This is a genomic window from Streptomyces sp. 11x1, assembly GCF_032598905.1.
Taxonomy (GTDB): Bacteria; Actinomycetota; Actinomycetes; order Streptomycetales; family Streptomycetaceae; genus Streptomyces.
The window spans coordinates 5,936,199-5,961,812 of record NZ_CP122458.1; the positions used below are offsets into that span (position 1 = coordinate 5,936,199).

The 25,614-nt window shown below is 71.8% G+C and carries 27 protein-coding genes; 12 read left to right on the plus strand and 15 right to left on the minus strand.

The genetic code is table 11. From position 1 onward, the window contains the following. The first annotated feature begins 71 nt into the window (after window positions 1-71). The gene (locus P8T65_RS26185) at window positions 72-1,490 is read left to right on the plus strand and encodes an MFS transporter (protein WP_316727684.1); all 1,419 of its coding nucleotides are present in this window, start codon (window positions 72-74) and stop codon (window positions 1,488-1,490) included. A 24-nt stretch (window positions 1,491-1,514) separates the two neighbouring features. Here the strand turns inward: P8T65_RS26185 and P8T65_RS26190 are convergent, their stop codons facing one another. The 6 genes from P8T65_RS26190 to P8T65_RS26215 form a co-directional block, all read right to left on the minus strand. Continuing rightward, window positions 1,515-1,814 carry a helix-turn-helix transcriptional regulator gene (locus tag P8T65_RS26190; RefSeq protein WP_316727685.1) on the minus strand — a complete coding sequence of 100 codons (300 nt, stop codon included), beginning with the start codon at window positions 1,812-1,814 and terminating at the stop codon, window positions 1,515-1,517. Between the two features lie 3 nt (window positions 1,815-1,817). Next, window positions 1,818-2,156, minus strand: a complete 339-nt coding sequence (locus tag P8T65_RS26195) for a type II toxin-antitoxin system RelE/ParE family toxin (RefSeq protein WP_316727686.1) — start codon at window positions 2,154-2,156, stop codon at window positions 1,818-1,820. Window positions 2,157-2,239: 83 nt separating this feature from the next. Beyond that, window positions 2,240-2,971, minus strand: a complete 732-nt coding sequence (locus tag P8T65_RS26200; RefSeq protein ID WP_316727687.1) for a flavin reductase family protein — start codon at window positions 2,969-2,971, stop codon at window positions 2,240-2,242. A gap of 66 nt (window positions 2,972-3,037) precedes the next feature. Beyond that, window positions 3,038-3,865, minus strand: coding sequence for an enoyl-CoA hydratase-related protein (locus P8T65_RS26205; RefSeq protein ID WP_316727688.1), 828 nt, complete (start codon window positions 3,863-3,865; stop codon window positions 3,038-3,040). Between the two features lie 73 nt (window positions 3,866-3,938). Beyond that, window positions 3,939-6,191 carry an acetate--CoA ligase family protein gene (locus P8T65_RS26210; protein ID WP_316727689.1) on the minus strand — a complete coding sequence of 751 codons (2,253 nt, stop codon included), beginning with the start codon at window positions 6,189-6,191 and terminating at the stop codon, window positions 3,939-3,941. Between the two features lie 424 nt (window positions 6,192-6,615). Then, window positions 6,616-7,857 carry an NAD(P)/FAD-dependent oxidoreductase gene (locus P8T65_RS26215; RefSeq protein ID WP_316727690.1) on the minus strand — a complete coding sequence of 414 codons (1,242 nt, stop codon included), beginning with the start codon at window positions 7,855-7,857 and terminating at the stop codon, window positions 6,616-6,618. A 194-nt stretch (window positions 7,858-8,051) separates the two neighbouring features. On the opposite strand from P8T65_RS26215, the gene P8T65_RS26220 reads away from it, so the two are divergent. The 5 genes from P8T65_RS26220 (at window position 8,052) to P8T65_RS26240 (ending at window position 12,350) form a co-directional block, all read left to right on the plus strand. Next, window positions 8,052-9,644, plus strand: coding sequence for an ATP-binding protein (locus P8T65_RS26220; RefSeq protein WP_316727691.1), 1,593 nt, complete (start codon window positions 8,052-8,054; stop codon window positions 9,642-9,644). A 135-nt stretch (window positions 9,645-9,779) separates the two neighbouring features. Further along, a complete protein-coding gene (locus P8T65_RS26225; protein WP_316731724.1) occupies window positions 9,780-10,229 on the plus strand; it encodes a DoxX family protein in 450 nt (149 codons plus the stop codon). 34 nt (window positions 10,230-10,263) lie between these two features. Continuing rightward, window positions 10,264-10,722, plus strand: a complete 459-nt coding sequence (locus P8T65_RS26230; RefSeq protein ID WP_316727692.1) for an OB-fold domain-containing protein — start codon at window positions 10,264-10,266, stop codon at window positions 10,720-10,722. A gap of 225 nt (window positions 10,723-10,947) precedes the next feature. Continuing rightward, complete coding sequence (locus P8T65_RS26235; RefSeq protein ID WP_316731725.1) at window positions 10,948-11,493, plus strand: GNAT family protein; 546 nt, start codon at window positions 10,948-10,950, stop codon at window positions 11,491-11,493. Beyond that, window positions 11,490-12,350, plus strand: a complete 861-nt coding sequence (locus tag P8T65_RS26240) for a methyltransferase domain-containing protein (RefSeq protein ID WP_316727693.1) — start codon at window positions 11,490-11,492, stop codon at window positions 12,348-12,350. Before P8T65_RS26235 ends, P8T65_RS26240 begins: the two co-directional genes overlap by 4 nt. Before the next feature lie 36 nt (window positions 12,351-12,386). On the opposite strand, the gene P8T65_RS26245 is transcribed toward P8T65_RS26240, so the two are convergent. The 3 genes from P8T65_RS26245 to P8T65_RS26255 all read right to left on the minus strand — a co-directional run bounded on the left by P8T65_RS26245 (window position 12,387) and on the right by P8T65_RS26255 (window position 14,820). Further along, window positions 12,387-13,133, minus strand: a complete 747-nt coding sequence (locus P8T65_RS26245; RefSeq protein WP_316727694.1) for a pyridoxal 5'-phosphate synthase — start codon at window positions 13,131-13,133, stop codon at window positions 12,387-12,389. A 13-nt stretch (window positions 13,134-13,146) separates the two neighbouring features. Next, entirely contained in the window at window positions 13,147-13,572 is a 426-nt protein-coding gene (locus tag P8T65_RS26250; protein ID WP_316727695.1) for a pyridoxamine 5'-phosphate oxidase family protein, read from the minus strand. A gap of 81 nt (window positions 13,573-13,653) precedes the next feature. Beyond that, entirely contained in the window at window positions 13,654-14,820 is a 1,167-nt protein-coding gene (locus P8T65_RS26255) for a thiolase C-terminal domain-containing protein (protein WP_316727696.1), read from the minus strand. A 194-nt stretch (window positions 14,821-15,014) separates the two neighbouring features. On the opposite strand from P8T65_RS26255, the gene P8T65_RS26260 reads away from it, so the two are divergent. Continuing rightward, the gene (locus P8T65_RS26260) at window positions 15,015-16,436 is read left to right on the plus strand and encodes an acyl-CoA dehydrogenase family protein (protein WP_316727697.1); all 1,422 of its coding nucleotides are present in this window, start codon (window positions 15,015-15,017) and stop codon (window positions 16,434-16,436) included. Window positions 16,437-16,459: 23 nt separating this feature from the next. Next, window positions 16,460-16,948, plus strand: coding sequence for a nitroreductase/quinone reductase family protein (locus P8T65_RS26265; RefSeq protein WP_316731726.1), 489 nt, complete (start codon window positions 16,460-16,462; stop codon window positions 16,946-16,948). Window positions 16,949-17,063: 115 nt separating this feature from the next. Here P8T65_RS26265 and P8T65_RS26270 read toward each other — a convergent pair whose 3' ends face one another. Further along, the gene (locus P8T65_RS26270) at window positions 17,064-17,711 is read right to left on the minus strand and encodes a TetR family transcriptional regulator (RefSeq protein ID WP_316727698.1); all 648 of its coding nucleotides are present in this window, start codon (window positions 17,709-17,711) and stop codon (window positions 17,064-17,066) included. 359 nt (window positions 17,712-18,070) lie between these two features. Here P8T65_RS26270 and P8T65_RS26275 point away from each other — a divergent pair, with 359 nt between their 5' ends. Together P8T65_RS26275 and P8T65_RS26280 are read left to right on the plus strand one after the other, a co-directional pair. Next, window positions 18,071-18,946 carry a VOC family protein gene (locus P8T65_RS26275; protein WP_316727699.1) on the plus strand — a complete coding sequence of 292 codons (876 nt, stop codon included), beginning with the start codon at window positions 18,071-18,073 and terminating at the stop codon, window positions 18,944-18,946. Between the two features lie 349 nt (window positions 18,947-19,295). Continuing rightward, a complete protein-coding gene (locus P8T65_RS26280) occupies window positions 19,296-21,638 on the plus strand; it encodes a PQQ-binding-like beta-propeller repeat protein (RefSeq protein WP_316727700.1) in 2,343 nt (780 codons plus the stop codon). 115 nt (window positions 21,639-21,753) lie between these two features. Here P8T65_RS26280 and P8T65_RS26285 read toward each other — a convergent pair whose 3' ends face one another. The 3 genes from P8T65_RS26285 to P8T65_RS26295 all read right to left on the minus strand — a co-directional run bounded on the left by P8T65_RS26285 (window position 21,754) and on the right by P8T65_RS26295 (window position 23,130). Further along, window positions 21,754-21,963: a hypothetical protein gene (locus P8T65_RS26285; protein ID WP_316727701.1), complete on the minus strand. Its 210-nt coding sequence runs from the start codon at window positions 21,961-21,963 to the stop codon at window positions 21,754-21,756. Window positions 21,964-22,405: 442 nt separating this feature from the next. Continuing rightward, window positions 22,406-22,816 (minus strand): hypothetical protein, encoded by a 411-nt coding sequence (locus P8T65_RS26290; protein WP_316727702.1) that lies wholly within the window; start codon window positions 22,814-22,816, stop codon window positions 22,406-22,408. Continuing rightward, window positions 22,804-23,130 (minus strand): ATP-binding protein, encoded by a 327-nt coding sequence (locus P8T65_RS26295; protein WP_316727703.1) that lies wholly within the window; start codon window positions 23,128-23,130, stop codon window positions 22,804-22,806. Before P8T65_RS26295 ends, P8T65_RS26290 begins: the two co-directional genes overlap by 13 nt. Before the next feature lie 173 nt (window positions 23,131-23,303). On the opposite strand from P8T65_RS26295, the gene P8T65_RS26300 reads away from it, so the two are divergent. After that, window positions 23,304-23,819: a hypothetical protein gene (locus tag P8T65_RS26300; protein ID WP_399100260.1), complete on the plus strand. Its 516-nt coding sequence runs from the start codon at window positions 23,304-23,306 to the stop codon at window positions 23,817-23,819. A gap of 11 nt (window positions 23,820-23,830) precedes the next feature. Next, a complete protein-coding gene (locus P8T65_RS26305; protein WP_316727704.1) occupies window positions 23,831-24,403 on the plus strand; it encodes a hypothetical protein in 573 nt (190 codons plus the stop codon). A gap of 9 nt (window positions 24,404-24,412) precedes the next feature. On the opposite strand, the gene P8T65_RS26310 is transcribed toward P8T65_RS26305, so the two are convergent. Both P8T65_RS26310 and P8T65_RS26315 read right to left on the minus strand, forming a co-directional pair. Further along, window positions 24,413-25,195 (minus strand): enoyl-CoA hydratase/isomerase family protein, encoded by a 783-nt coding sequence (locus P8T65_RS26310; protein ID WP_316727705.1) that lies wholly within the window; start codon window positions 25,193-25,195, stop codon window positions 24,413-24,415. Continuing rightward, entirely contained in the window at window positions 25,192-25,608 is a 417-nt protein-coding gene (locus tag P8T65_RS26315; protein ID WP_316727706.1) for an OB-fold domain-containing protein, read from the minus strand. The genes P8T65_RS26310 and P8T65_RS26315 overlap by 4 nt, the downstream gene beginning before the upstream one ends. Window positions 25,609-25,614 lie beyond the last annotated feature (6 nt).

Below are 25,614 nucleotides of genomic sequence, written 5' to 3' on the forward strand. Positions count from 1 at the left end.
GGCCCGATCCTAGCGAATGCTGTCCTTTCGGCCACTCGTCCGGGATGACCGCAGGTCGGAAGCTTGATGGCATGACCCAGACAGCCGACGAGGCGGACTCCCGTGCCGCAGCCGACTCCCCTACGGCCGCTGAGCCCCGCGCCGCCGCCGGCTCCCGATCCGACGCGGGTGCTGATGATGGAACGGGAACGGGAACGGGTACGCGAGCCGGAGCCGGAGCCGCTGCCCGGCCGGGCCGGATCCACCGGGCCTGGTTCGTCGCCGCCGTCACCTTCGTGACGATCATCGGCGCGGCGGCCTTCCGTTCGCTGCCGGGGCTGCTGATCGATCCGCTGCACGCGGAGTTCGACTGGTCACGGGGCACGATCGCGTCGGCCGTCTCGATCAACCTCGCGCTGTACGGGCTGACGGCCCCCTTCGCCGCCGCGCTGATGGACCGCTTCGGCATCCGACGGGTCGTCGCGGCGGCGTTGACGGTGATCGCGGTCGGGGCCGGTGCCACGGTGTGGATGACCTCGGCCTGGCAGTTGATGCTCTGCTGGGGGCTGCTGGTGGGGCTGGGGTCCGGCTCGATGGCGCTGGCGTTCGCGGCGACCGTCACCGACCGCTGGTTCACCGAACGGCGGGGTCTGGTCTCGGGCATCCTGACCGCGGCCTCGGCGTCCGGGCAGTTGATCTTCCTGCCGCTGCTGTCGTGGATCGTCTCCGAGCGCGGCTGGCGGCCCGCCTCCGTGACCGTGGCGCTCGCCGCGCTGGCTGTCGTGCCCTTCGTCTGGCTGCTGCTGCGCGACCACCCGGCGGACGTGGGGCTGAAGCCGTACGGGGCGCGGGAGTTCGTGCCGAAGCCGGGACCGGTGCAGGGGGCCGCGCGGCGGGCGGTACGGGTGCTGTCGTCGGCGATGCGGACGGGGCCGTTCTGGCTGCTGGCCGGCACGTTCGCGATCTGCGGTGCGTCGACCAACGGCCTCATCCAGACGCACTTCGTGCCCGCCGCCCACGACCACGGCATGCCGATCACGGCGGCGGCCTCGCTACTGGCGGTCATCGGGGTCTTCGACGTCCTCGGCACGATCGCCTCGGGCTGGTTCACGGACCGCTTCGACTCACGGCGGCTGCTGGCGGTGTACTACGCGTTCCGGGGCGTCTCGCTGCTCTTCCTCCCGATGCTGCTGGCGCCCGAGGTCCATCTCCCGATGGTCTTCTTCATCGTCTTCTACGGCCTCGACTGGGTGGCCACCGTGCCGCCCACCATGGCGCTGTGCCGCGAGCACTACGGCGAGGACAGCGCCATCGTCTTCGGCTGGGTCCTGGCCTCGCACCAGGTCGGCGCGGCCCTCGTCGCCTTCCTCGGCGGCCTCGCCCGCGACGTCTTCGGCGGGTACGACGTGGTCTGGTACGCCTCGGGCGCGCTGTGCGCGGCGGCGGCCCTGATGGCGCTGGTGATCCGGCGAGGACCGGTGGGGAGGGCGGGGGTGCCGGTGGGGGTCTGAGGTGCCGGGGGCCGTGGAGGGGGCTCAGCCCGCGCGGTCGAGCGGCTCGAAGCCGACGTGCAGGCGCATGCCGAGGGCGGCGGCGAACCGTTCGAGGAGGGGGAGTGTGGGCATGGTGCCGCCGGCCTCGAACCGCGCCACGGCCGGCTGGAGCATCCCCGCTCTCTGTGCGAGCTGCGCCTGTGTCATGCCCAGCGCCTCACGCCGCTCCCGGACCGCCCGGCCCAGTTCAAAGCGGATGCGAGCCGCGTCGTACGCCCCGCGCGCCGCCGGTGAGGCGAGGGCTTCGTCCCGCAGTTCGTTCCAGCTTCCGCGCTCACTCATGCATCACACCTCGTCCACTGTGTGGCGTTCCTCGACGCAGCGCACCATGGCCCTGCGGGCGCGGGTGACCTCCGCGGTCTCGCGCATCCGCCGCTTGCGGAACGCCGTCAGCAGAATGATCCGCCGCCCGGAGGCGGTCCAGTACGTGATCCTGACCGCATCGGTGTCCAGATGGAACCGCAGTTCTCGCAGCTTGCCGTCCAGCTGGCGCGAGTAGGGCTCGCTGAGCAGCGGGCCCTGGGCGGCAAGCAGGTCGACGTAGAACGCGACCGTACCTCGATGCCCGGCGGACAGCCCCAGGAACCACCGCTCCACCTCCGGCTCCACTTCACCCCACGTCATAACAGCGACGTTATGAGCAGCGTAGTAGCCAGGGCCCTGGTTCGCGCGGCATGCACTCGAAGGAGTGGCGCCCGCCTCCGGCCTCAGGCCCTGAGCTCCCCGAATCGGCCCCGGTGGAACAGCAGCGGTGGTGCCGCTTCGGTGTCGGTGCCCAGGGACTCCACGCGGCCCACCACGATCAGGTGGTCGCCGCCCGGGTGCACGGCCTGGATCGTGCAGTCGATCCAGGCGGGGGCGCCGGTGAGGCGGGGGGAGCCCGTCGCGGGGGCCGGGGTGTGGTCGACGTCGGCGAACTTGTCCGCGCCGCTCACCGCGAACCGCCGGCACAACTCACCCTGATCCGCGCCGAGTATGTTCACACAGAACACGCCCGCGCGGGCGATCCGGGGCCAGGTCGTCGACGTACGGCCGACCATGAAGACGACGAGGGGCGGGTCGAGGGAGAGCGCGGAGAAGGACTGGCAGGCGAAGCCGGCCGGGAGGTCGGAGGGTTGACCGTGGAGGTCGCCGTCGGCGTGCGCGCCGGTGCGCTGCCCGGGACGCGTGCTGGTGCGTTCACCGGGGCGCGCGGCGGGGTCGTCGGCCGGTGGGGTTCCCGGGGCCGTGATCACCGTGACGCCCGTCGCGAAGTGGCCCAGGACGCGGCGGAACTCGGCCTGGTCGACCGGTGCCCGCTCGTGCTCGCCGACGCAGCGCAGGTCAGGGCGGGGCAGGGCGTCGACGACCGGGGGCGCGTGCGCCGCCCCACGGACCCTGTCCGCCGGGGCCGCTCTCAGATAGCGGACGGCGGCTGCCGCCATTCCCGCGTGTCCCATCACGTGAGTCATTAGAGCTGACGGACCGTCAGAAGTGAAGCCTCATGCCTACGCTCTCCTCGGCCGTCAGCGGCCCTTGAAACGCGGTGTCCGTCGTTCCACGAAGCTCGCCACGCCCTCCTGGGCGTCGGCCGTCGTCATGTTGATCTCCTGCGCGGCGGCCTCGGCGGCGAAGGCGGTGGCGCGGTCGGTGTCGAGGGAGGTGTTGACCAGGTGCTTGGTCGAAGCCAGGGCCCGGGTCGGGCCGGCGGCCAGGCGTTCCGCCCACGCGCGGGCCGTCTTCTCCAGGTCCTCGGCGGGAACGACACGGTTGACGAGGCCGAGGCGCTCCGCCTCGGTGGCGGACAGGGCGTCGCCGAAGAACATCAGCTCCTTCGCCCGCCGCGGGCCGATGAGGCGGGGGAGCAGATACGCGCCGCCGCCGTCGGGGACCAGCCCGCGCCGGACGAACACCTCGATGAAACGGGCCTCTTCGGCCGCCAGGACCAGGTCGCAGGCGAAAGCGAGGTGCGCGCCGATACCGGCCGCGGTGCCGTTCACCGCCGCGATCACCGGCTTCTCGCAGTCGAGTACGGCCGCGATCAGGCGCTGGGCGCCGAGCCGGATGACGCGCGCCACGTCACCGGGCACCCGCTCCCCGCCGTCCGTCGCCGAGCCCCGCAGGTCCGCGCCCGTGCAGAAGCCGCGGCCCGTGGCGGTGATCACCACCGCGCGCACGGTGTGGTCGGCGGAGGCCTCGGAGAGGAGTCGGATGAGGTGTTCTCGCTGGTCGGGGGTGATGGCGTTCATCGCCTCGGGGCGGTTGAGCGTGATCCACGAGACGGCGTTGTCAGTGGCGTGCCGTATCAATGAGTCACGGGATTTTTCGGGATGTTCAAGGGGGGAAGCGGACATGTGGGTGCTCCGATTCTTACGAGGAGTGATCGTGCTCCTGGGTGTGTGCGGTGCCTTCCTCGCGCCTCGGCGCTCAGCGGCACACCGCCAGCGCGTCCAGGGCCACCGCCCCCTGCCCCCTCGGCAGCACCATCAGGGGGTTGATGTCCAGCTCCGCTATCTGGTCCCCGAGTTCGAGCGCCATGCGCTGCACGCGGAGCACGACCTCCACGAGGGCGTCCACGTCGGACGGGGGAGCCCCGCGCACCCCGTCCAGCAGGGCCCGCCCGCGCAGTTCGGCGAGCATGGCGTGGGCCTGGTCCTCGCCGAAGGGCGGCACCCGTACGGCGGAGTCGCGGAGCACCTCCACGAGGACACCGCCGAGGCCGACGGTGACCGTGGGCCCGAAGAGGTCGTCGTGGGTCACGCCCACGACCATCTCCACGCCCCGCTCCACCATCTGGCACACCAGTACCCCGTCGAGGGAGACGTCCTCGTAGCGGGCGATGTCGGTGAGTTCGCGATAGGCGTCGCGGATCTGGCTCGCGGAGGTCAGGCCGATCTTCACCAGGCCGAGCTCCGTCTTGTGGGCGATGCTCGCGCCGGACGCCTTCATCACCACCGGGTAGCCGACGAGACTCGCCGCGCGTACGGCCGCCGCCGCGCTGGTCACCAACTGCTCGCGCGGCACGCGGATGCCGTACGCCCGCAGCAACTGCTTGGCCGCGTGTTCGCTCAGCTGCTGCCCCGGCCGCATCAGCGCCTGCGCCTTGCGGAAGGAGGGCGAGGGGGAGCGGGGTGCCTCGTCGAAGGGGGAGCGGTAGGCGGCCGTGAAGCGCGAGTGGTCGAGGTGGGCGCGGACGGCCGTGATGCAGTTGGCGAAGGTGCGGAAGGTCGCCACCCGGGACGACCCGAGCAGCGTCTCGCGGTACGCGGCCTCGGTGCCCACCGGCGACCCCCACACCACGCACACCAGCTTGTCCGTCCGCTCCGCCGCGTCCACCAGGTCCTGGGCGAGCTTGTCGCTCATGGGCGGGAAGGGGCCGGTGATGGGGCAGATCAGCACCCCCACCTCCGGGTCGTCGAGGATCGCGTCGAGGATGCGGGGGCCGCGCCAGTCACCCACCGGGTGGCCGCCGTTGTCGACGGGGTTGGCGACGCTCAGATAGTCGGGGATCCACTGGTGCAGCTCGGCCTGCTTGGCCTCGGAGAGCGTGGGGAGGGGCAGTCCGGCCTCGGTGGCCAGGTCGGCGAAGTGCGCGCCCGTGCCGCCCGAGATCGAATAGACGACGACGCCTTCGGGCCTCGCCACGGGCGACCCCGGGACGCGCGGTCGCCCGGCCCGTGCCAACAGGGTCGCCGTGTCCTGGAGTTCATCGAGCCCGTCGACGCGGATCACTCCGAACTGCCGCATCGCCGCGTCGACGACGGCGTCCGCGCCGGTGAGCTTGCCGGTGTGGGAGGCGGCGGTCCGGGCGCCGGTCTCGGTGCGGCCGACCTTGACGGCGACGACGGGGACACCGCGCCGGGCGGCACGGTCGGCGGCGAGGAGGAAGGCGCGGCCGTCCTTGAGGCCCTCGACGTACGCGGCGATGGCGCCCACTTCGGGGCGTTCGGCGAAGTAGGAGATGAAGTCGGCGGTCTCCAGGTCGGCCTCGTTGCCGGTGGGGGCCCAGTGGGAGAGGCGGATGCCGAGTTCCTGGAGGGAGAAGACGGGGCGGCCCTGGTGGCCGGACTGGGTGATCAGCGCGATCGCCGGGCCGTCGAGGTCGTCGCGGAAGCGCTCGAAGGCGTTGAGGTTGGTGTTGGGGCCGAGCAGCCGCAGGCCGTCGGCCCGGGCCACGGCGGCGGCCAGCCGCTCCTGGGCGGCGGCACCCTCCGCGCCGGTCTCGGCGAAACCGGAGGCGAAGGCGACGGCGAACTTCACCTTGGCCTCGGCCAGTTCGCCGATCACAGGGAGGGGGTCGGAGACGAGGAGGACGGCCAGGTCGACCTGTTCGGGCAGCGCGGCGACGGAAGGGGCACAAGGGATGCCGAAGACCGACTCCCGGGTGGGGTGCACGGGGTGGAGCCGGGCGCCGACGCGTTCGGACCAGGCGAGCAGTTGGCGGGTGATCCCGGTGTTCGGCCGGCCCTCCGCGTCCGAGGCGCCGACGACGGCCACGGACTCCGGCCGGAAGAAACGGTCCAGATCGGGGACGTCTGCGTACAACGGGCGTCCGCTGACATCGAGGTCGCCTGCCTCGGCGGGCCTGCCGTGCACGACCTGTGCGGGGTGCTCGCCGCACGCGATGGCCCGTGCCCGGCGGGAGTCGGTGGTGAGGGTGCCGTGGGTTGATCCAAGCATCGGTCCGCCCGCTCCTGTGTGACAGCCAATTCAGTGACGTGGCGACGTTCACGTATCTGACGACACGTCAGATTTCAGATTACTGAACTGATGCCCCGTCAGGAATGGGCGTGCGAGCAAAGCTACGCGGCAGTAAGGAGGTTGTACCCATGCTGGGCGGCGGTCAGACCTGTGACCGGGGGCGTCCGGCGAACGACGATCCGGTGATCGGGGGCGTCCGGCGAACGACGATCCGGTGATCGGGGTCGCCCGCGAACGACGACTTGGTGATCGGGGAGCGGGCTCGCCCGAAGCGGGGTGCGTCCGATGCCGAGGGGGCCCGCCCGTCGCGGGCGCTCGGGCGCCTGGAAGCGTTCGCCGGCGTGGGGGCGGTCGACGGACCGTTGGGGCGGTGGCCGGAGCGTTGGGGCGATGGCCCGGTTGGTCAGCGTGCGGTGCGGATGCGTACGGTGATCGCGTCGAGGGTGGCGACCCCGCCGGTCCTGGTGACCGCCTTGGCGATCTTCTCGGCGTCGAGGGCGAGTTCGCGGAGCATGCCGCTGATGGGGTTGGTGAAGCCGGTGAAGTACAGGCCGGGGGCGTTCGCGGGGGTGCGGGCGCCGTGTACGACGGGCTTCCCGCGCTCGTCGAGCACGTCGAGGTGTCCGACGAGTCCCTCCAGGGCGCGCCGGTAGCCGGTGGCGGCGATCACGGCGTCGGTCTCGACGCGGGTGCCGTCGCCGAGGACGACCTTGCCGTCCTCGAATCCCTCGACCGGGCCGACGATCTCGACCTTCCCCTTGCGTACGGCGTCGATGAGGCCGACGTCCTGCACGGGGACGGCACCCTCGTGCACGCGGGAGTAGAGGCCGGTGTCGGGCCGGGCCAGGCCGTGCGCCGACAGGTCCGGCACGCTGAGTCTCGCCATCGGCTTGGCGAGCCGGTCCACGAGGGCGACCGGCAGCCGCCGTACGAGGACACCCGTGTACTGGGCCGCCCACCCGGCGGTCGACCGGCGCACGATGTGCGGGGCCGTCCGCACCGCGAGCCGGACGCGCGCCGCCCCGCCCTCGACGAGGTCGACGGCGATCTCGGCGCCGGTGTTGCCGATGCCGACGACGAGGACGTCCCGGCCGGCGTAGGGCTGCGGGTTGCGGTACTCGGCGGCGTGCACCAGCTCGCCCTGGTACGAGTCCCGGCCGGGCCAGTCGGGGATGTGGGGCGTGTGGTTGTAGCCGGTGGCGACGACGACCGCGCCGCCGGTCAGCTCGCGGCCGCCGGTGGCGTGCAGCAACCAGCCGGTGCCGTCCGCACCGCGCTCGACGCGGGAGACCTCGACGCCCGTGACGATCTCCAGCCGGTGCACCTCGGCGTACTTCTCCAGGTACCGCACGACGTCGTCCCGGGAGGTCCACCGGCCGAAGCGGCGCGGCATGGGCAGGCCGGGCAGCGCCGACAGGCGCCGGGTCGTGTGCAGGCGCAGCCGGTCGTAGTGCCGCCGCCAGGACGCCCCGACCTTGTCCGACTTCTCCAGCACGACCGCCCGCACACCCCGGGCCCGCAGCGCGTACGCGACGGCCAGTCCACCGGGTCCGCCGCCGATCACGTAGACGGGGCGGTCGGCGGGGGCGGGGGTCGCGGGCCCCGCGGACGCGGTGGAGTCGGCGGATGCAGTGGAGTCGGCCATGTGCCTGAGCGTATTCACCTGCTCACTTGTTGGGTCTCGGTCAAGACCGGAATTGGTTGCGGATTGATCACGGGTGTAGGAGGAGTGGGTGGGGTCCGTGGCGTAGTCCGCTCGGAATGTGGGGGGAGGGTGTCTTCGAGCGAAGGGCAGGTGTTAGGAGTATTCTCCTTAGGGGTGTACTCCTAAGGAGAGTCGTGCAGCAGGAACCGCCGGGTAAGCCGTCACACGTATTCGACCGGGCCGCGGAGTGGAACGCCCTCACCGCCTTCGCCGGACGCACGCTGTCGCACGCCATGCTCGGGATCGTCAGCGGCAGACGGCGCATGGGCAAGACCTATCTGCTGCGGGCACTCGTCGAGGAACGGGGCGGGTTCTACTTCGGGGCGACGGCCGGGACCGCGGCGGAGTCCCTGCGTCAGTTCAGCGCCGCGCTCGCTGATTTCGTGGGGTCCCCCGTGCCTTTCTCGTTCGCCGACTGGGACGACGCGGTCTCCTATCTCTTCGGACTCGCCGTGCCCGAGGCGGCGGCCGCCTCCGCCCACCGGGGCGTCCCGGCCGCCGGTCGGCAGGGTGCCGACGCGTCTTCGAGGTCCGGTGCGTCTTCGGCGTCCGGCGCGCCGTTCCTCGTGGTCATCGACGAGTTTCCGTACCTGGCGAAGGTCGCCCCGGAGCTGCCGTCGCTCATTCAGCGTGAGATCGACCGTTTTCAGGTCGAGCGGAGCACGATGAGGCTTCTGCTGTGCGGTTCGGCGATGTCCGTGATGGGTGGGCTCCTCGCGAGCACCGCACCCCTGCGCGGCCGGGCGCAACTCGAACTCGTCGTACGCCCCTTCGGCTACCGGGCGGCAGCCGACTTCTGGGGCGTCGCGGCCGAACCCGCCCTGGCCGCCCGGCTGCACGCCGTCCTCGGGGGGACGCCCGCCTACCGTCGCCAGTTCCTGGCGGACGACGTTCCGGTGAGCCTGGGGGACTTCGACGACTGGATCTGCCGCACGGTCCTGTCGCCGTTCAGTCCACTCTTCCGGGAAGCGCGCTATCTGCTCGCCGAGGAGGCCGACATCCGTGATACCGCGCTGTACCACTCGGTACTCGCGGCGGTCGCCCAGGGAAACACGACGCGCGGTGGCATCGCGGGCTACATCGGTCGCAAGTCCGTCGACATCTCGCATCCGCTCAACGTCCTGGAGGACAGCCACCTGCTCGCCCGCGAGGCGGACCTCTTCCGGGCGGGGAAGTCGCAGTACCGGATCGTCGAGCCACTGATCAATTTCTACGAGGCGGTCATGCGCCCTTCCTGGACGCGGCTGGAGAGCGGGCAGGCCGCGGAGGTCTGGGCCGGCTCGGCGGAGCACTTCGCGGCGCAGGTGACAGGGCCGCACTTCGAGGCGATGTGCCGGGAGTACGTGCTCGGCCCGGGGCGGTCCTTGCTGCGTTGCTCCCTGGGGGAGGTCGGCGGCGGTGTGGTGAGCGATCCGAAGACGCGTCGACAGATCCAGGTCGACGTGGCCGTGGTCGAGCAGGGAAGCGGAGGGAGCCGTCCGGCCGTTGCCCTGCTCGGCGAGGCCAAGTGGGGGACCGTCATGGGGATCCCGCATCTGGAGCGGCTGCGTCGGGCGAGGGACCTGCTCGTAGGGCGGGGCATGGACGCGGGGCACTGCCGACTGGTGTGCTTCGGCGCGGCGGGTTTCAGCGACGCGCTCCGAGCGGAGGCGGAGGGGGGACACGTGTCGCTCGTCGGACTGGACGAGCTGTACGGGCGCGCCATGCCGATGGGGTTCGTTCCCTAGAACACGGGGCGGACGGGACTTCGCGGGAGCGCCTGCGGGTCCTGTCGGCCGGTGCGCGTCTCTTGCGCATCCATCCCCCATCCGCTGAACTGACGTACCGTCAGATTCCCGCGTGGGTGCGGAAGGGCGATGTCCATGGAGACGATCTGGCTCAGCGGTGCCGAATGGGTGGCCGTGCTTCGTATCGGGCTCGGGCTGTGGTGGCTGGAGAGCTGGCGGCACAAGGACAAGAGGGCCTGGTTCCAGGAGGGGGCCGGGATCGCCTGGGCGGCGGGGGTCGCGGAGAAGCATCGGTGGGGAGCGGTGCGCGGTGGGTTCGACGTGGTGGTCAGGCCTCGGCAGAAAGTCATGGCCTATGTCGTCGTCTACGCCGAACTCGCCCTCGGACTCGGGCTGATCCTCGGATTCCTCACGCCGATCGCGCTCGTCGGCGGGCTGGTGCTGAACCTCCTCTATCTCGTGCTGATGATCCACGACTGGGCCGAGCAGGGACAGAACTCGATGATGGCGCTCATCTCGGTGGTGGCGCTGTTCGGGATGTCGTGGCAGACGTGGTCGGTGGACAGCGCGTTGGGGCTGTTCTGACGCGGGAGGGGAGCATGGCGGTGAGGGGAGCCTGATGGTGAGGGGTGGCGAGGGTGTGCGGTTCGATCAGCCGGAGGCCGATGGCCTCAGTCGTACGTACTGGGACGCCGCCGCCGACGGGCGGTTGTTGCTGCGGCGGTGCGGGGCGACGGGCTGTGGACGCGCCCACCACTACCCGCGCGAGTTCTGCCCCTACTGCTGGAGCGAGGACGTGCGGTGGGAGGAGGCCTCCGGGCGCGCCGTGCTCTACACCTGGTCCGTCGTCCACCGCAACGACCTGCCGCCCTTCGGCGAGCGGACTCCGTACGTCCCCGCCGTCGTCGACCTCGTCGAGGGGCCCCGGATGATGACCGAGGTCGTGGAGGAGCCCGGGGAGAAGGTCGGCGAGAAGACCGGGGAGAAGGCCGGTGGGCTGCGGGTGGGGATGGAGCTGGAGGTGGTGTTCCGGGAAGCGGGGGAGTTCGTGGTGCCCGTATTTCGCGCGCGTTCGTGAGGGGGTACGCGTTTCAATGGGCGGGTGAGCCGTACTGATGAGTGTGTGCCGGATCCCTGCCCCGAACCTTCTCCCGAACCTTCTCCCGGCCATTCCACCGACTCGTCCACCGACTCGTCCACCGACTCGTCCACCGACTCGTCCACCGACTCGTCCACCGACTCGTCCACCGACTCGTCCACCGACTCGTCCACCGGGTCTTCCGTCGAGCCGTACGGGCACGGGCTGCGCCTGTGTGCCTGGGACGCCGAGTCCGACGCCGATGTCGAGGCGTGGCTGCGGGGGCGTACCGACCCCGATTTCCGGCGATGGAACACCCCTCTGGTGTGGGACGCGAGTTTCGAGGGCGCCCGGGAGTCGCTGCGGCGGCGCGCCGAGTCCGACGCGGAGGGCACGACCGTGGCCTTCCGGATCACGGACGTGGAGAGCGGCGCGGCCCTCGGGCAGGTCGGGCTGAGCGGGATCGACGCGCACATGCGCCGGGCCGTCGTCGGCTACTGGGTGCTGCCCGAGGCCCGTGGCCGCCGGGTTGCCACCCGGGCCCTCGACCTCGCCGCCCGCTGGACGTTCACCGAACTCGGCATCCACCGGCTCGAACTCGACCACGTTGTCGGCCATGCCGCGTCCTGCCGTATCGCCGAGCTGTGCGGGTTCTCGTACGAGGGGCTCATGCGCGGGGCGGCGTTCGCCGAGGGGAGCCAGGACGAGTTCCGGGACGCCCACCTGCACGCCCGACTGGCCACGGACCCGACCCCGGAGGGGATTCGATGAGCTCGGACAACGGAAACGGGATCAAGAGCGAGAGCGAGAGCGGGAGCGGGAGCGGGAACGGGAGCGGGAACGGCATCGTGGACGAGTACGAGACTGTCGACGACCCCGACGGGTACTTCGGGGAAGCCGTCGCCGCGCACTACGACGGCCCCTCGGACGACCCCTCCGACGAGGTGTTCGGCGCGGACGCCGTCAACCCTGTCGTGGACCTGATCGCCGGCCTCGCGGGCGCGCCGGGAGGGGACGCGCGGGCCTTGGAGTTCGGGATCGGCACCGGGCGCATCGCACTGCCGCTCGCCCGGCGGGGTGTGCCGGTGCACGGGATCGACCTGTCGCGGGCCATGGTGCGGCGGCTGCGGGCCAAGCCGGGCGGCGACGGCATCGGCGTCACCGTCGGGGACTTCGCCACGGCTCGGGTCGGCGGCCCCGGGTTCACCGTCGCGTACCTGGTCTTCAACACGATCGGCAATCTGACCACGCAGGACGCGCAGGTGGAGTGCTTCCGCAACGCCGCCGCCCATCTCGTGCGGGGCGGTCACTTCGTCATCGAGGTCGGGGTGCCCGACCTGCGCAGGCTGCCGCCGGGGCAGAACGCGGTGCCGTTCCGGGTCGGTCCGCAGCGGCTCGGGTTCGACACGTACGACGTGGCGACGCAGGGGATGCGGTCGCACCATGTGACGGTCGTCGACGGGCGGACGCAGTACCGGTCGATCCCGTTCCGGTACGTCTGGCCGGCCGAGCTGGACCTCATGGCGCGGCTGGCCGGGATGCGGCTGCGGGACCGGTGGGCGGGGTGGAAGGGGGAGCCCTTCACGAACGACAGCACCAAGCACGTGTCGGTGTGGGAGAAGGTCTGAGGGCGAGCGTGCGGGAGCGCGTGCCCCTCGGCGGCCTCAGGGCCACAGCAGCTCCGTGGCCCAACCACCGCTTGCGCGACGGTAGTTGAGCCGTACGTGGCGGCGCCTCGCGTCCCCCTGGAAGAACTCCACCTCGTCCGGCTCCACGACGTACGCCGTCCAGGAGGGCACGGGCACGTCAGGTTCCCGCTCGGCCCGTGCCCAGGCGGCCTCCGACGCGCGCTCCAACTCCTCGTACGAGGGCAGGACCTCGCTCTGGTGCCCCACGAGGGCGGCGGCCAGCGCACCCGTCGACCGGGCGTGCAGGTCGGCGTGGGCGACCTCGGCGGGCTCGACCGTGACGCGGCCCCGCACCCGTACCTGGCGGCCGAGGAGGGGCCAGTAGAAGCCGAGGGACGCGTACGGCCGGTGCGCGAGCTGCCGGCCTTTGCGGCTTCCGGCGTGGGAGGCGAAGTGCCAGCCGCGCGTGTCCACGTCGTGCAGCATCACCGTACGGACGTCCGGCCGCCCCTCCTCGTCGGCCGTGGCCAGCGACATCGTGTGCGGCTCCACCTCCCCGGCCGCCACGACGTCCCCGAACCAGGCGGCGAAGAGCGGCACCGGCTCGGCAGGGGCCGTGGCCGGGTCGAACAGGGGCAGGGCGCTGACCTGCGGATCCCAGACGCGCAGCCCACGCAGCGCCTGGACGAACGCGGACGGCTGGGACGGGGTGGGTGCGGATGCGGGTGCGGGTGCGGCCTGGGCGTGGAACTCGGGCTGGGGGCGGGAAGGGGGCTCGATCATGGGTGGGACGGTCTCACACCGTGCCCAGGTCGGACGAGACCCACCGCTCGGGTCGCATGTGGATGACGACCTGGTCGCCGTGGTTGGCGGAGGAGAAGTCCACGTAGCCGTCGACCTTCTCGGGCGGGAGGTAGCGGGCGGTGATCTCCCGGAGGGCGTCGAGGGTGGCGGGGGTCGTGTCGGTGACGGGGCCCTCGACGGAGACGTAGCGAATGGTGGGCTCCAGCCGGTCGATCATCAGGGTGAAGCGTCCGGCGGCCTGGATCAGCCGGTTCTTGCGGGAGTCCCGGCCGGTCATGACCCAGATGTCGCCGCCGGGCTCGTACTGGTACCAGATAGGCACCGTGAGCGGGGCCCGTCCGTCCCCCGCGTCCACCGCCAACGCGGCCACGTGGGCCTCGGCCAGAAACTCCTCGCGCTCCTTGCGGGACAGTGCCATGTCACTTCCTCCGGGATGCCTGGGGCGTTCTCGCTGCCGAGTCACTACAGCACTCCGGCTCCGGCGCCTGTTCCCGGCCGCTCACCCCCGTCCCAGCACCACCGTCCCCGACGAACAGAACCAGCCACCCGTGCCCGAGGCGACGGCCAGGCCGGGCAGGGCGCCGGTGGGGGTGCGGATCTGGTGGGATCCCGCCTCGCCGCGTAGTTGGCGTACGGCCTCCACCAGGAGGAAGAGGCCGCGCATACCGGGGTGTTGAGCGGAGAGACCGCCGCCGTCGGTGTTGACGGGGAGGGCGCCGGTCAGCGTCAGGCGGTCCTTCTCCACGAACGCCCCGCCCTCTCCTTTGGCGCAGAACCCGAGGTCCTCCAGGGTCACGAGGGTCATGTACGTGAAGGCGTCGTAGATCTCGGCGAAGTCGATCTCGGCGGGGCGCACTCCGGCGCGTTCGAAGGCCAGGCGTCCGCTGACCGCCGCCGGGGAGACGGTGAAGTCGGGCCACTCGGACATCGTCGTGTGGGAGGTGTACTCGCCGGTGCCGAGGATCCAGACGGGTGTGGTCGGCCGGCAGTCCCGTACGTACTCCTCGGCCGCCAGCACGACCGCCGCGCCCCCGTCGGAGCGGATGCAGCAGTGCAGCTTGGTGAAGGGGTCGGCGATCGGGGCGGACGACAGCACGTCGTCGACCGTGATCGGGGTGCGGAACATCGCCTCGGGGTTCGCCGCCGCGTTCGCCCGGGCCTGTACGGCCACCGAGGCCAGCTGTTCCAGGGTCGTGCCGTACTCGTGCATGTGGCGGCGCGCGGCCATGGCGTACTTGGCGATCAGGGTGTGCCCGTAGGGGGCCTCGTACTGGAGGGGGCCGCGCGTCCCGAAGGAGAGGGTGCCGGTCCGGCGCCCGGCCTTGATGTCCGCGCGGGCCGTGGAGCCGTAGACGAGGAGGACGACGTTCGCGTGCCCGGCGGCGATCGCGTCCGCCGCGTGCGCCGCCATCACCTCCCAGGTCGAGCCCCCGACGGACGTGGAGTCCACCCAGGTGGGCCGTAGGCCCAGATACTCCGCCACCTCCACCGGGGCCAGCGTCCCCAGGCCGGCCGAGGCCAGGCCGTCGATCGCGGTGCGGTCCAGCCCCGCGTCGGCGAGGGCCCGGCGGGCCGCCTGCGCGTGGAGCGCGTACGGGGTCGCGTCGTCCACCCGGCCGCAGTCGGACAGGGCGACGCCGGCGATCGCGACGTTTCGTCGGCTCATGAATCTGACGGTACATCAGATCTGGGTTCAGTGAACCTGCGGGACCTGTGCGGTGACTTCGGGTGGTGACTCCGTGCGCTGACTGTGTCCGATGACTCCGTGCGGTGACCCTGTGCTTCGGTGGGCTTCCGGCCTAATATGACGGACCGTCAGATACGGAGAGCGTAGCTGGGGGAACGGAAAGGGGGCCGTCCATGGATGCCCGCTTCACCGCCGAGCAGGAGGAGATCCGGCGCACGGTAAGGGAGTTGCTGCTCAAGCGCTGTGGTCCGGAGGAGGTCCGGGCCGCCGTGCGGACGGAGGCGGGGCACGACGGCGCGCTGTGGGCCGCCCTCTCCGACCAGCTCGGGCTACCAGGGCTCGCACTTCCCGAGCCGTACGGCGGTATCGGGTGCTCGATGACCGAACTCGCCCTGGTGGGAGAGGAGGTGGGGAGATCGCTGGCCCCCTCCCCCTTGCTGTCCACCTCGGTTCTCGTCGCCCCTGTGGTCCTGGCCCTCGGCAGCGAGCGGCAGCGTGCCGAGCTGCTCCCCCTGCTCGCCTCCGGCCGGCTCACCGGCGCCCTCGTGGTAGCGGGCGGCGCCCTCTCCACCGCACTGGCGCTGACCGGGGACAACAGGGGCACGTGGTCCGGCGGCGGTCGGGCCGGTGGCGTCCAGGCGCGCCGGGACGGGGACGGGTGGCGGCTCTACGGGGAGGCCGGGCAGGTCCTCGACGGGCACAGCGCCGGACTGCTGGTCGTCGCCGCGCACGCCGGTGGGTACGCCCGCTCGCGGACGCTGCTGTTCGCGGTACGGGTGGGGAGAGGGAAGGGCGGGGACGGTGTGGGGGGCGACGCCGGGGTCGTGCGCGTGCGGCAGACCTCCGTCGACGAGACGCGACCGGTGGCTCGGCTCCAACTGCGCGATGTGCCGGGCGAGTTGCTGGGTAACGACGACGAGGCGGACGTGCCGGGCGCCCTGGCTCGGATCGGGGACGCGGCGGCCGCCGTGCTCGCAGCGGAGGCCGTGGGCGCCGCCGACCGGGTGTTGGAGCGGACGGTCGCCCATGTGATGCAGCGGGAGCAGTTCGGACGGCCGATCGGGTCGTTCCAGGCGGTGAAGCACCGGCTCGCGGAGGTGTACGTACGGGTGCGGGCGGCCCGGTCTGCGGCCTACTACGCGGCCTGGGCTGCCTCGGCCTCGTCCGGAGCGGGGGGTCGGGGCGATGAGGGGGGTGGCGAGCGGGTCGGTGGGCTGGCGCTCGCCCAGGCCCTGGAGGCCTTGCGGGTGGCCGCCGGGGAGGGGATCCAGCTGCACGGCGGGATCGGGTTCACCTGGGAGCACGAGGCACAGCTGTACTTCAAGCGGGCGGCCGGGGACGAACTGCTCTTCGGGCCGGTGCACCGGCTGCGGAGGTGGGCGGCCGACGTGGCGGGCGTTTTCGCGGGCGAGGGGCGGGGGCACGAGGAGCGGCACCGGGACCGCCGTGGCCGCAGCAGCTCTGACGGTGACGGCCGGGACCGTGAGGGCAGGGAACGTGGAGGCAGGGAACGTGACGGCCAAGGTGTCGGTGAACGGGGCCCCGGCGGGCGGGAGCTCGACGGACGGGGCGTACGCGAGGAGGTGCGGGGCTGATGGCTTCGAGAGGTGCGGCGGGGATGGCCGCGGGGATCAAGGACATGGGCGTACGGCTGGTGCAGAAGGTGTCCTCGGCACCCGCGTTCGCCCGGCTCGCGCCGCACGTCATACCCGCCCTGGACCGGGCGGTGCACCGGGTCACCCGGGGACGGGTGCTGCTCAGTGCTCAGTTGCTGCCCGGGGTCGTGCTGACCGCGACCGGTGCGCGCAGCGGGGCGCCGCGTCGTACGCCGCTGGCCTGTATGCCCGAGGACGGGGGCGGCAGTTGGGTCCTCGTGGGGTCGAACTTCGGTCGCCCCGGCCACCCCGCCTGGAGCGCCAACCTGCTGGCCCACCCCGACGCCGAGATCAACTGGAAAGGGCAGGACATACCCGTCACCGCGCATCTGCTGGCGGGTGAGGAACGGGCCGCGGTGTGGAAGGAGCTGCTGCGGTTCTGGCCGCCGTACTCGACGTATCAGGCCCGGGTGGACCGGGAGATACGGGTGTTCCGGATCGTGCGCCGCTGAGGGCGGCCGAGCACTGAGGGGTCGGTCCCGTGAACGCGGCAGGCGGCACTCCTCGGGTGAGGGTGCCGTCTGCGTGACAGGAATCGCGTCCGGGGGCGTGCCCGGGGGCTCCTGGCTACTTGGTGGGCTTCTTGCCGGTGATGCCCAGGTGGACCAACAGGGCCAGGTTGGGCTTCAGTTCGGCCTGCTTCACGCCCCAGGTCTGGAAGCCCTTCTGGTGTCCGGAGACCGAGGCGAGCATGGCGACGAGGGAACCGGCGAGGGCCGCCGGGTTCACGTCCTTGTCGACGCGGCCCTTGGCCTGGAGCTCGGCGACCGTGTCCGAGAGGGAGTTGGTGACCGAGTTCAGGATCTTCATGCGGATCTTGTAGAAGCGCTTGTCGCCCTCGGCTGCGCCCAGGTCGACGACGCGGAGGATGGCGTCGTTCTTGCGCCAGAACTCCAGGAATCCGTCGACGAGTTCCTGGGCGGTCTGCCAGCCGGCCTTGCCGACCCAGGAGCGGCCTTCGAGGAGGCGGGTCAACGTGGCGCCCTCGGAGGCCATTTGCTCGGCGATCTCCAGGACGGCGCCCTCGACGTCCGGGAAGTACTGGTAGAAGGTCGCGGGTGAAGTGCCCGCCTTCCGGGCGACATCAATGACTTTGACGTCCCGGTAGGGCGACGAGCTGAGCATCTCGCTGAGGCAGTCGAGCAGCTTCTGCCGGGTCGCCTGCCCTCGTCGGCCGGCCACGCGGCCGTCGACGGTACGCACTTGTCCTGTCATGCCGTCAGCTTACCGAGGGGTGATCGGAGCGCGATTCGGCCGAGTGCAAATGGGGAGTGTGGGCCTCACCAAGGGGTTCGGGGGGTGGGGAGGGGGTGGCTTGGCCATTTTCTTTCGCCCCCGCCGCCCCTACCCGTCCCATCCTCAAGGGGCTGCGCCCTTTGACCCCAAGCGTCCGTCCGGTGGGGGTTGCTCGCGCAGTTCCCCGCGCCCCTGAAAAGCGGGGCTGCGCCCCTTCGCACCCGCGGCCGCCAGCGCACCCGTACCCCCGAGTTCCCAGGCGCCCCAGCCGGAGGCCACCGCACGCGAGCGGACGCGCCCGGCGCGCGCGCTGTCACGTGCGCCTTTAGCTTGGCCCTATGGCCGATGAGACCCCGTATCCCGAGGGCGTCCCCTGCTGGGTGGACGCCCAGTTGCCCGATGTGGAAGCGGGCAAGCGGTTCTACGGCGAACTCTTCGGGTGGACCTTCGCGGTGGCCCCCGGGGACGGCGCGCACGAGGTGTGGGCGCACGTCGAGGGCGCCCCCGTCGCCGCCCTCGCGCCCAAACCCGACGGCCGCCTCCCCACCGTGTGGACGGTCCACTTCGCGACCCCGGACGCGCTCGCTCTCACCGCCCGGATCGTCGCGGCCGGCGGTCAGGTGATCACCCCGCCCACCCCGGTCGGCGGCCTCGGCACCGCCGCGCTCGCCACGGACCCGGAGAGCGCGGTCTTCGGCCTCTGGCAGGCTGCCGCGCACCCCGGCTTCGGCCGGCGCCACGAGCCCGGCACGTTCGCGTGGGCCGAGCTCTACACCCGCGACACCAAGGCGGCCAACTCCTTCTACGCCCATCTGTTCCACGAGGCCCTCTTCGGCCCGGACGCCACCCCCGACTTCGGCCGCGCCACGCTCACGGACGTCTTCCCGGCGGAGATGCCACCGCATTTCCTGGTCCATTTCGGCACGGAGGACTGCGAGGCCGCGCTCGGGACCGTCAGCAGGCTCGGGGGCCGGGTGCAGGTGCCGCCGTTCGACACCTCGTACGGAAATGTGGCGGTCGTCACGGACAATCAAGGGGCGTCGTTCGCGCTGCTCCAGCGGAAGGACGACAACGGCCGGCGGGTGGCCCCGCAGGCGGCGGATCAGGCCGAACAGCGCCCGGACGAACTGCGGCAGCGGGGGGACGACCAGCGCGAGGACGAGACGCGGTCGGCGCGGGATCGCGCGGCGAACGGCCCGGAGGGCGAGGGCTGACCAGCGGGAAGACCGCTGAGTTGCGCGTTGCGGAAAATGTTGCGGCCGGTTTGCGCCCCTGTGGCCGTGGGGGGAGTGAAGAAGCCCGCGGGTGGGCAGAGGTACGGGGTTGTGCGCCGGTGGTACGTCGCCCGCCGAGCAGTCCCACCATCCGGGCTCCCACTTCCCGAGGGGCGGACGACGTGGTTTTGTCCTGAGACACCCCGATCCGCACCCGGGTTAGCAACCTGCCCCCGGTAGCAGGAAGAATCGGGGTGCGTGCCGCCATGGCGGTGCGGTGGTGAGACGCTGCACGGGGTCGCGCGCACAACGTGGGTGACGCGGTCCGTACGGGGAGGTGGCAGGGCAAGTGGTGGATCAGCTGACGCAGCACGATCCGCGGCGGATCGGGCCGTTCGAAGTGCTGGGACGGCTGGGGGCCGGCGGCATGGGGCTGGTCTATCTGGCGCGCTCGGCGTCGGGCCGGCGCGTGGCGATCAAGACCGTGCGGACCGAGCTCGCGGAGGACCAGCTCTTCCGGGTCCGATTCACGCGTGAGGTCGAGGCGGCCCGCGCGGTGTCCGGTTTCTACACGGCCGCCGTGGTCGACGCCGACCCGCGTGCGGCCGTGCCGTGGCTGGCGACCGCGTACGTCCCCGCGCCCTCGCTCGAGGAGATAGTGAACGACTGCGGGCCCATGCCGGTCCAGGCCGTCCGCTGGTTCGCCGCGGGTGTGGCCGAAGCCCTCCAGTCCATCCACGGCGCCGGACTCGTCCACCGTGACCTGAAGCCCTCGAACGTGCTCGTCGTCGAGGACGGGCCGCGCGTGATCGACTTCGGCATCGCCTCCGGGGTGTCGAACACGCGTCTGACGATGACGAACGTCGCCGTCGGTACGCCGGCGTACATGTCGCCCGAGCAGGCGAAGGACTCGCGGAGCGTGACCGGCGCCAGCGACGTCTTCTCGCTCGGCTCGATGCTCGTCTTCGCCGCCACCGGGCACGCGCCGTTCCACGGCGCCAACCCCGTCGAGACCGTGTTCATGCTGCTGCGGGAGGGTCCGGACCTCTCCGGGCTCCCGGACGATCTGCGCCCCCTCATCGAGTCCTGTATGCAGATGGACCCGACCGCGCGCCCCAACCCCGCCGACCTCCAGGCGCAGCTCGCGCCCCACCTCTTCGGCTCCGGCTCGGACGACAGCGGCACGGCGTCGGCGTGGCTGCCCGAGAAAGCGGTCAGCCTGATCGAGACCCGCCGGGGCGGACGGCCCGCCGCCAAGCCCCAGCAGACCTCCGGCGGCCGCGGCGGCGGCGGGGCCCGCCCCGCGCCCGCAGCGCCGCCCCCGCCCGCGTACGACCCCGCGCCCGTCGGGCTCGGCGCCCCCGACACCGGGCCGGTGCGGCTCGCCGGCGGTCAGGTGCCCATCGGGCCCGGTCCGCGTGTCGCCGACGCCCGCGCCGCCGCCGTGAAGGCGCCCCCTCCCGAGGCCGGTCTCGCCGCGTCCTGGTCCCGGCCGCGCGCCGGAGTGAACGGCGCCGACCCCGCGCCCGCCGTGGCCCCGCCCGCCCCGGAACCGGCCGCCTCCGGTTGGCGCCCCTGGCGTTTCCGCATGTCGAACGACGTGTGGGGTACCCCGTCCGTCGCCGACGACCTCGTCTACGTCACCTCCTTCGAGGTGCACGCCCTGGACGTGGGCACCGGGCGGCGCCGCTTCAAGACCCGGGACGTCGCCTGGTCGATGGCGGTCGCGGACGGACGTATCCACGCCTCCGACGGCCCGACCCTCTTCGCGCTCGACGCCCGCGAGGGCGCCGACCTGTGGCGGCTGTCCACGGAAGCCTGGGTGTACTCGCTGAAGGCCGACCGGGGCACGGTGGTCACCGCCACCCGTGGCGGCGGCGTCCAGGCCTGGGAGGCGTCCAACGGCCAGAAGCTGTGGGAGCTCACCGGCGCGCAGACCGACTTCGAGACCCCGGAGGCCGGGCCGGTCGTCCAGGACGGCACGGTGTACGTCTGGAAGGACGCCCGGCTGCGCGCGCTGGAGGCCCGTACGGGCGAGGAGCGCTGGTCCTACCCGATCGGCGACGCGGCCTCCTGCGGCGGCGTCCCGGTGCGGCTGACCCCGGCCTCCGACGGCTACGTCTACATCGCCGCCGGCAGCCGTGTCCTCGCCGTCGACATCGCCGGCGGCCATGTCCGCTGGCACTTCGAGGCCCCGGCGGTGTTCCTGTCCGCCCCCACGTTCGCGCCGGGTCCCGCCGTGACGGGCGGCGGTGTCTACCTCGCCGACTACCTCGGCACGGTCTACGCCCTCGACGCGACCGACGGCCGTGACCGCTGGCGCATCGCGACGGAGTCCCGCTCCTCGCTGGAGCCCGTGCTGGTGGCCGCCGGGCACGTCCACGTCGGCAGCGGCAAGGGCCTCTACACCCTGGACGCGGTCACGGGAACGCCCAAGTGGCGCTTCCAGGCGGGCGGCGAGATCGTCGGCGCCCCGTCGGTGGCGGAGGGCCGCATCCACTTCGGCTCCACCGACCACCTCCTCTACACCCTGAAGGCCGACGACGGCCGGCTGCGGTGGAAGCTCGCCACGGGCGGGGAGATCACCGGATCACCGGTCGTCAAGGACGGCGTCGTCTACGCCTGCAGCAAGGACCGGTGCGTGTACGCCCTGGACGCGGAGAAGGGGACGGGGACGGCCCGGACGAGCTGACGGCGGCCCCGGGCCCCGGCCCCGGGCCCCGGTAACGGCGAAGCCCCTGAAGGAGCGAAGCTCCTTCAGGGGCGCGGCGCCGTGGTGCGGACGCCGTGGGTCAGACGCTGCCGCGTCAGAGAGAGATGCTGACGCTGGCGTGGTTGTACTGGCCGAGGGTGCCCAGGACCTCGTTCTTGACGCCCTCGACCTGGCTGATGAGAGTCGCGTCGCTGACAGCCGTGGGGCCGACGACGAGGCTGGCGTGCGGGTCCAGGCCACCGGAGACGTTGTCGAGCACGGCGTCGGAGATCTCAACGGTCTCGAACAGGGGAGCGGAGTTCATGAGGAAACTTCCCTTCGCATGGATGATCCATAAGGGGGTGGCACCGCTGGGGACTAGCGGGCCTCGGCCGCAGGATCAAAGCACGGAGCACGCCGGGCAGCCAGTCAACCGGACTACGCATCCAGTAAGTCGAACGAGAAGGCGACGCATCTGTGCCTGCGCGCACACGATTTGAGGACACCTTCTCCATGTGTGGCGCGGTGCGGCGCGGTATCGGACGCGACCGAACACTGTCACCGGCATTCCCGAGCAGGACACTTCACACCAACCCCACCAATCACACCAACCACGGCGACATTCGGCATGCCCTTGCGTGGACGCGTCGCGCGGCGTGATCCGCCCATGGATTCGCTGTGCAGATTTTCGGAAGCCCGAAACCGAGCCGCCGCCTCGGACACGGCAGATGCCGCGAAGGAGGGTGGAGGGTTACGGAGAAGGAGGGTTACGGAGGCGGTGTGCTCCGCCGCGCCCCGCTCGCCGCTCTCTTGGCCTCGCGGTACCGGTCGCCCAGTCGTTCCGCGTCGTAGCAGCGGCGTGCCCTGTCGTGGCACACGTCCACGCAGCCGGCGACGGGGTCGAGCCACCGTTGGAACGCGCCCATGACCAGCTCCTCCGCCCTCTCGCTCACACCCCCCGCCCGCTCATCGCCCAAGTAGGCCGCCACGTACGACCGTACGATGTCCCGCGTCGCGTCCCCTTCCGGGGCTTGCGGCCGCTCGGCCCGCGTGAGCGGACGCTCCCAACACGCCTCCCGCGCGAGCAGCGGCAACGGCCGCCCCCGCGCCGCCCAACTCCGCGCGGCCTGCGCCGCCCAGCGCCGCCACCGGGCCCGATGGGGACTCAGCTCGGGCACCGCGACTCCTCGGGCACGAGGAAGTACGCCCAGACGCACTTGCTGTACGGCCGCACGTCGTGCCTCCACCGCCCGGAGAGGGCGCCGACGAGCAAGAGCCCGCGCCCGCCGTCGCACGCCAGGCGCGGGACCGGAAGCCTGCTCCGGTCGGGGTCGGACACCTCGACCAGCAGCCCACAGCCCCAAATCGACACGACGACCTCGATCTCGGCGAGCGTCACCCGACAGTGCCGCACGGCACTGCTGACCGGCTCGGTCACCACGGTCGCGATGTCATCGGCGAGTTCCCCGCCGACCGCCCAGTCCTCCTGCACGGCCCCCTCCTCCACGTCGCGCCCGACAGCTGGAGGGCCTTCCTGGCCGGCGTCAAGGAGGGTCCGCTCGGGCCGTAGGAGGGCTCCCTGTGCTGTTAGGGTGACGTGCGCCTGCCAGGGGACGTGGGTCCTGTTTGCAGGTGTGACATCAAATCGACGCTACTCAACGGGGGTTGAGCTACGTGCAGTCTCGTCATGTCCGGGCAATAGCGGTCTTCGGTATCGCCGTGTTCGCGCTCACGGGAGCGCGCGGCTCCGGCGGAGCAGGCTGCTCCGGTGGCTCCTCGTCGTCCAGTTCGTCCAGCTCCAGTGGGGGCGGCAGTGACAGCGGCGGGACGAGCACCACGGGCGGGAGCACCACCACGGGGACGGGCGGGTCGTCCAGCTCCAAGGGGGCCGCGCGCGATCTGAAGATCGAGACCTGCGAGTACGACAACGGCCTCGCCGCCCGCGTACGCGCCACCAACAGCAGCGCGACCAGCACGTACACCTACAAGTTCGAGGTCAAGTTCACGGACGCCGACGGCAAGCACGTCGCTACGACCGAGGGCGGCGCCATCCGGTCCGTGCCCGCCGGGGAATCCGACGTCCTCAACGTCAAGGTGATCGAGGGCTCGGTGGACGGCAGCGCCTTCGCGGCCAGTGGCGGCACCTGCAAGTTGACCAACCTGTCGCGTACGGCTGAGTGAGGGTGCCGCTCATGCACGAGCAAACACGGGCGCGCGGACTGAAGTTCGCGGCGATGACGGTGATCGTCGTGCTCACGCTGACCGGATTCTCGACCCGAAGCAGTGGCGGCACGAGCTCCAGCGGCGGCAGCAGCGACGGCGGCAGCGGAGGCGGCTGCAGCAGCTCCTCCCAGGACCACGACAGCTCGTCCTCCTCGTCCGGCGGCAGTACGTCGGGCCTGGGCAAGAGCGATGACGACTACGACGACTCGTACGACGACAGCTATGACGACTCGTACGACGACAGCGATACCGCCGAGCCCCAGGACTTCCCCGAGGACGGCACCGCCAAGCTGATCAGCTGTGCGACCGTGAAGACGCCGTACGCGACCGTCGAGGTCACGAACCCGAACGCGTACGAGGCGGACTTCCTGGTCGAGGTGACCTTCAACGACGGAAAGGACACCTCGGTCGACTCGGTCACCCAGAAGGTCACCGTGCCCGCGAACGGCACGGCCGAGGCCGAGGTGAACGTAGATGCCGGTGTAGTCGCCTCGGTGAAGGAATGCGAGGTCGACTCCCGGGCCCTGTGGACGAGCAACTGACGGACGCTCCTACCTGACGCGGGCCTCGCCACTCGACCGGCGGCTCGTGAACAACTCGGCCTGCCGGTCCGGCGACAGGTTGCCCAGCGACACCAGGTGCGGGGCGTACGCGAGAGCGTGCGCCCTGGCCGCTTCCTGGGCGGCCCAGCAGGCGCGGACGGTGCCCTGGACTGCCTCCGGGGGGTATCCGGCGATCACCTCGGCGCACCGTACGGCCGCCGTGGCCGCCCCGCCGGGTTCCGTCAGCTCCGAGACCAGCCCCATCTCGTACGCCCGGCGCGCGGACATTCGCTCGGCGGTGCCCATCAGTGCCATGCGTGCCGCCTCGGCGAAGGGCATCCGCTGGGCCATGAGGATGGACTCGAAGGCGCTGACCATGCCGTAGGTGGTATGGGGGTCGAAGAAGGTGGCGGAGGGGTCGGCGACCAGGAAGTCCGACTCGCCGAGCAGGTAGAAGGCTCCGCCGCAGGCCATGCCGTTGACGGCGGCGATCAGGGGTTTCCAGCAGCCGTTGGACTTCGGGCCGATCCTGAGGAGGGGGTCATCGATCGCGTAGGGGGAGCTCGGCTGCGGGACGGCGCTCGCCGCGTCCCGGTCGAGGCCCGTGCAGAAGGCGCGTTCGCCCGCGCCGGTCACCACGACCGCCCGTACCGTGTCGTCGAGCCTCAACTCCCGCCAGAACAGGGCCAGCTGCTCTGCCATCGGCAGGTCGATCGCGTTCAGCCGGTCCGGGCGGTCCAGGGTCACGAGGGCCACGCCCGTGGCCTTGTCCGTCGTCGTGCGCAGGGTCACGGCCGCTCCAGTACCCATTGGGGGAGGCCGGTGGAGGTGAACACCACCTGCACTCTGGCCCCGATCCGGATCCGTTCCGCCGGTACCGAGTCCAGGCGGGCTCCCGGCCCGCTCACCAGGTTGCCGACGAGACGGATGCGCGGGGCGTCGGCCAGTTCGACCAGGACGACGTGGTACGGGGCCTGCTCCGCGTAGTCGGGGAGCAGCGGCGGGTGCGGGCGGACGTACGACCAGATGCGGCCCCGGCCCGAGACCCGGCGCCACTCGGCCGCGAAGGAGCGGCAGTGCGGGCAGCAGGGGCGGGGTGGGAAGCGGAACTCGCCGCAGTCGGCGCAGGCCTGCACGCGTAGTTCGCCCCGTGCGGCGTACTCCCAGAAAGGGGCGCCGTCGTCGTCCACCACTGGTGTGAGCATCACAAC

Bases quoted from the DNA above. Each gene is read 5' to 3' on its own strand.
- P8T65_RS26185 (WP_316727684.1), top strand. From the start codon at position 72: ATGACCCAGACAGCCGACGAGGCGGACTCCCGTGCCGCAGCCGACTCC.
- P8T65_RS26190 (WP_316727685.1), bottom strand. From the start codon at position 1,814: ATGAGTGAGCGCGGAAGCTGGAACGAACTGCGGGACGAAGCCCTCGCC.
- P8T65_RS26195 (WP_316727686.1), bottom strand. From the start codon at position 2,156: ATGACGTGGGGTGAAGTGGAGCCGGAGGTGGAGCGGTGGTTCCTGGGG.
- P8T65_RS26200 (WP_316727687.1), bottom strand. From the start codon at position 2,971: ATGGGACACGCGGGAATGGCGGCAGCCGCCGTCCGCTATCTGAGAGCG.
- P8T65_RS26205 (WP_316727688.1), bottom strand. From the start codon at position 3,865: ATGTCCGCTTCCCCCCTTGAACATCCCGAAAAATCCCGTGACTCATTG.
- P8T65_RS26210 (WP_316727689.1), bottom strand. From the start codon at position 6,191: ATGCTTGGATCAACCCACGGCACCCTCACCACCGACTCCCGCCGGGCA.
- P8T65_RS26215 (WP_316727690.1), bottom strand. From the start codon at position 7,857: ATGGCCGACTCCACTGCATCCGCCGACTCCACCGCGTCCGCGGGGCCC.
- P8T65_RS26225 (WP_316731724.1), top strand. From the start codon at position 9,780: ATGGAGACGATCTGGCTCAGCGGTGCCGAATGGGTGGCCGTGCTTCGT.
- P8T65_RS26230 (WP_316727692.1), top strand. From the start codon at position 10,264: ATGGTGAGGGGTGGCGAGGGTGTGCGGTTCGATCAGCCGGAGGCCGAT.
- P8T65_RS26240 (WP_316727693.1), top strand. From the start codon at position 11,490: ATGAGCTCGGACAACGGAAACGGGATCAAGAGCGAGAGCGAGAGCGGG.
- P8T65_RS26245 (WP_316727694.1), bottom strand. From the start codon at position 13,133: ATGATCGAGCCCCCTTCCCGCCCCCAGCCCGAGTTCCACGCCCAGGCC.
- P8T65_RS26250 (WP_316727695.1), bottom strand. From the start codon at position 13,572: ATGGCACTGTCCCGCAAGGAGCGCGAGGAGTTTCTGGCCGAGGCCCAC.
- P8T65_RS26255 (WP_316727696.1), bottom strand. From the start codon at position 14,820: ATGAGCCGACGAAACGTCGCGATCGCCGGCGTCGCCCTGTCCGACTGC.
- P8T65_RS26260 (WP_316727697.1), top strand. From the start codon at position 15,015: ATGGATGCCCGCTTCACCGCCGAGCAGGAGGAGATCCGGCGCACGGTA.
- P8T65_RS26265 (WP_316731726.1), top strand. From the start codon at position 16,460: ATGGCCGCGGGGATCAAGGACATGGGCGTACGGCTGGTGCAGAAGGTG.
- P8T65_RS26270 (WP_316727698.1), bottom strand. From the start codon at position 17,711: ATGACAGGACAAGTGCGTACCGTCGACGGCCGCGTGGCCGGCCGACGA.
- P8T65_RS26275 (WP_316727699.1), top strand. From the start codon at position 18,071: ATGGCCGATGAGACCCCGTATCCCGAGGGCGTCCCCTGCTGGGTGGAC.
- P8T65_RS26285 (WP_316727701.1), bottom strand. From the start codon at position 21,963: ATGAACTCCGCTCCCCTGTTCGAGACCGTTGAGATCTCCGACGCCGTG.
- P8T65_RS26305 (WP_316727704.1), top strand. From the start codon at position 23,831: ATGCACGAGCAAACACGGGCGCGCGGACTGAAGTTCGCGGCGATGACG.
- P8T65_RS26315 (WP_316727706.1), bottom strand. From the start codon at position 25,608: ATGCTCACACCAGTGGTGGACGACGACGGCGCCCCTTTCTGGGAGTAC.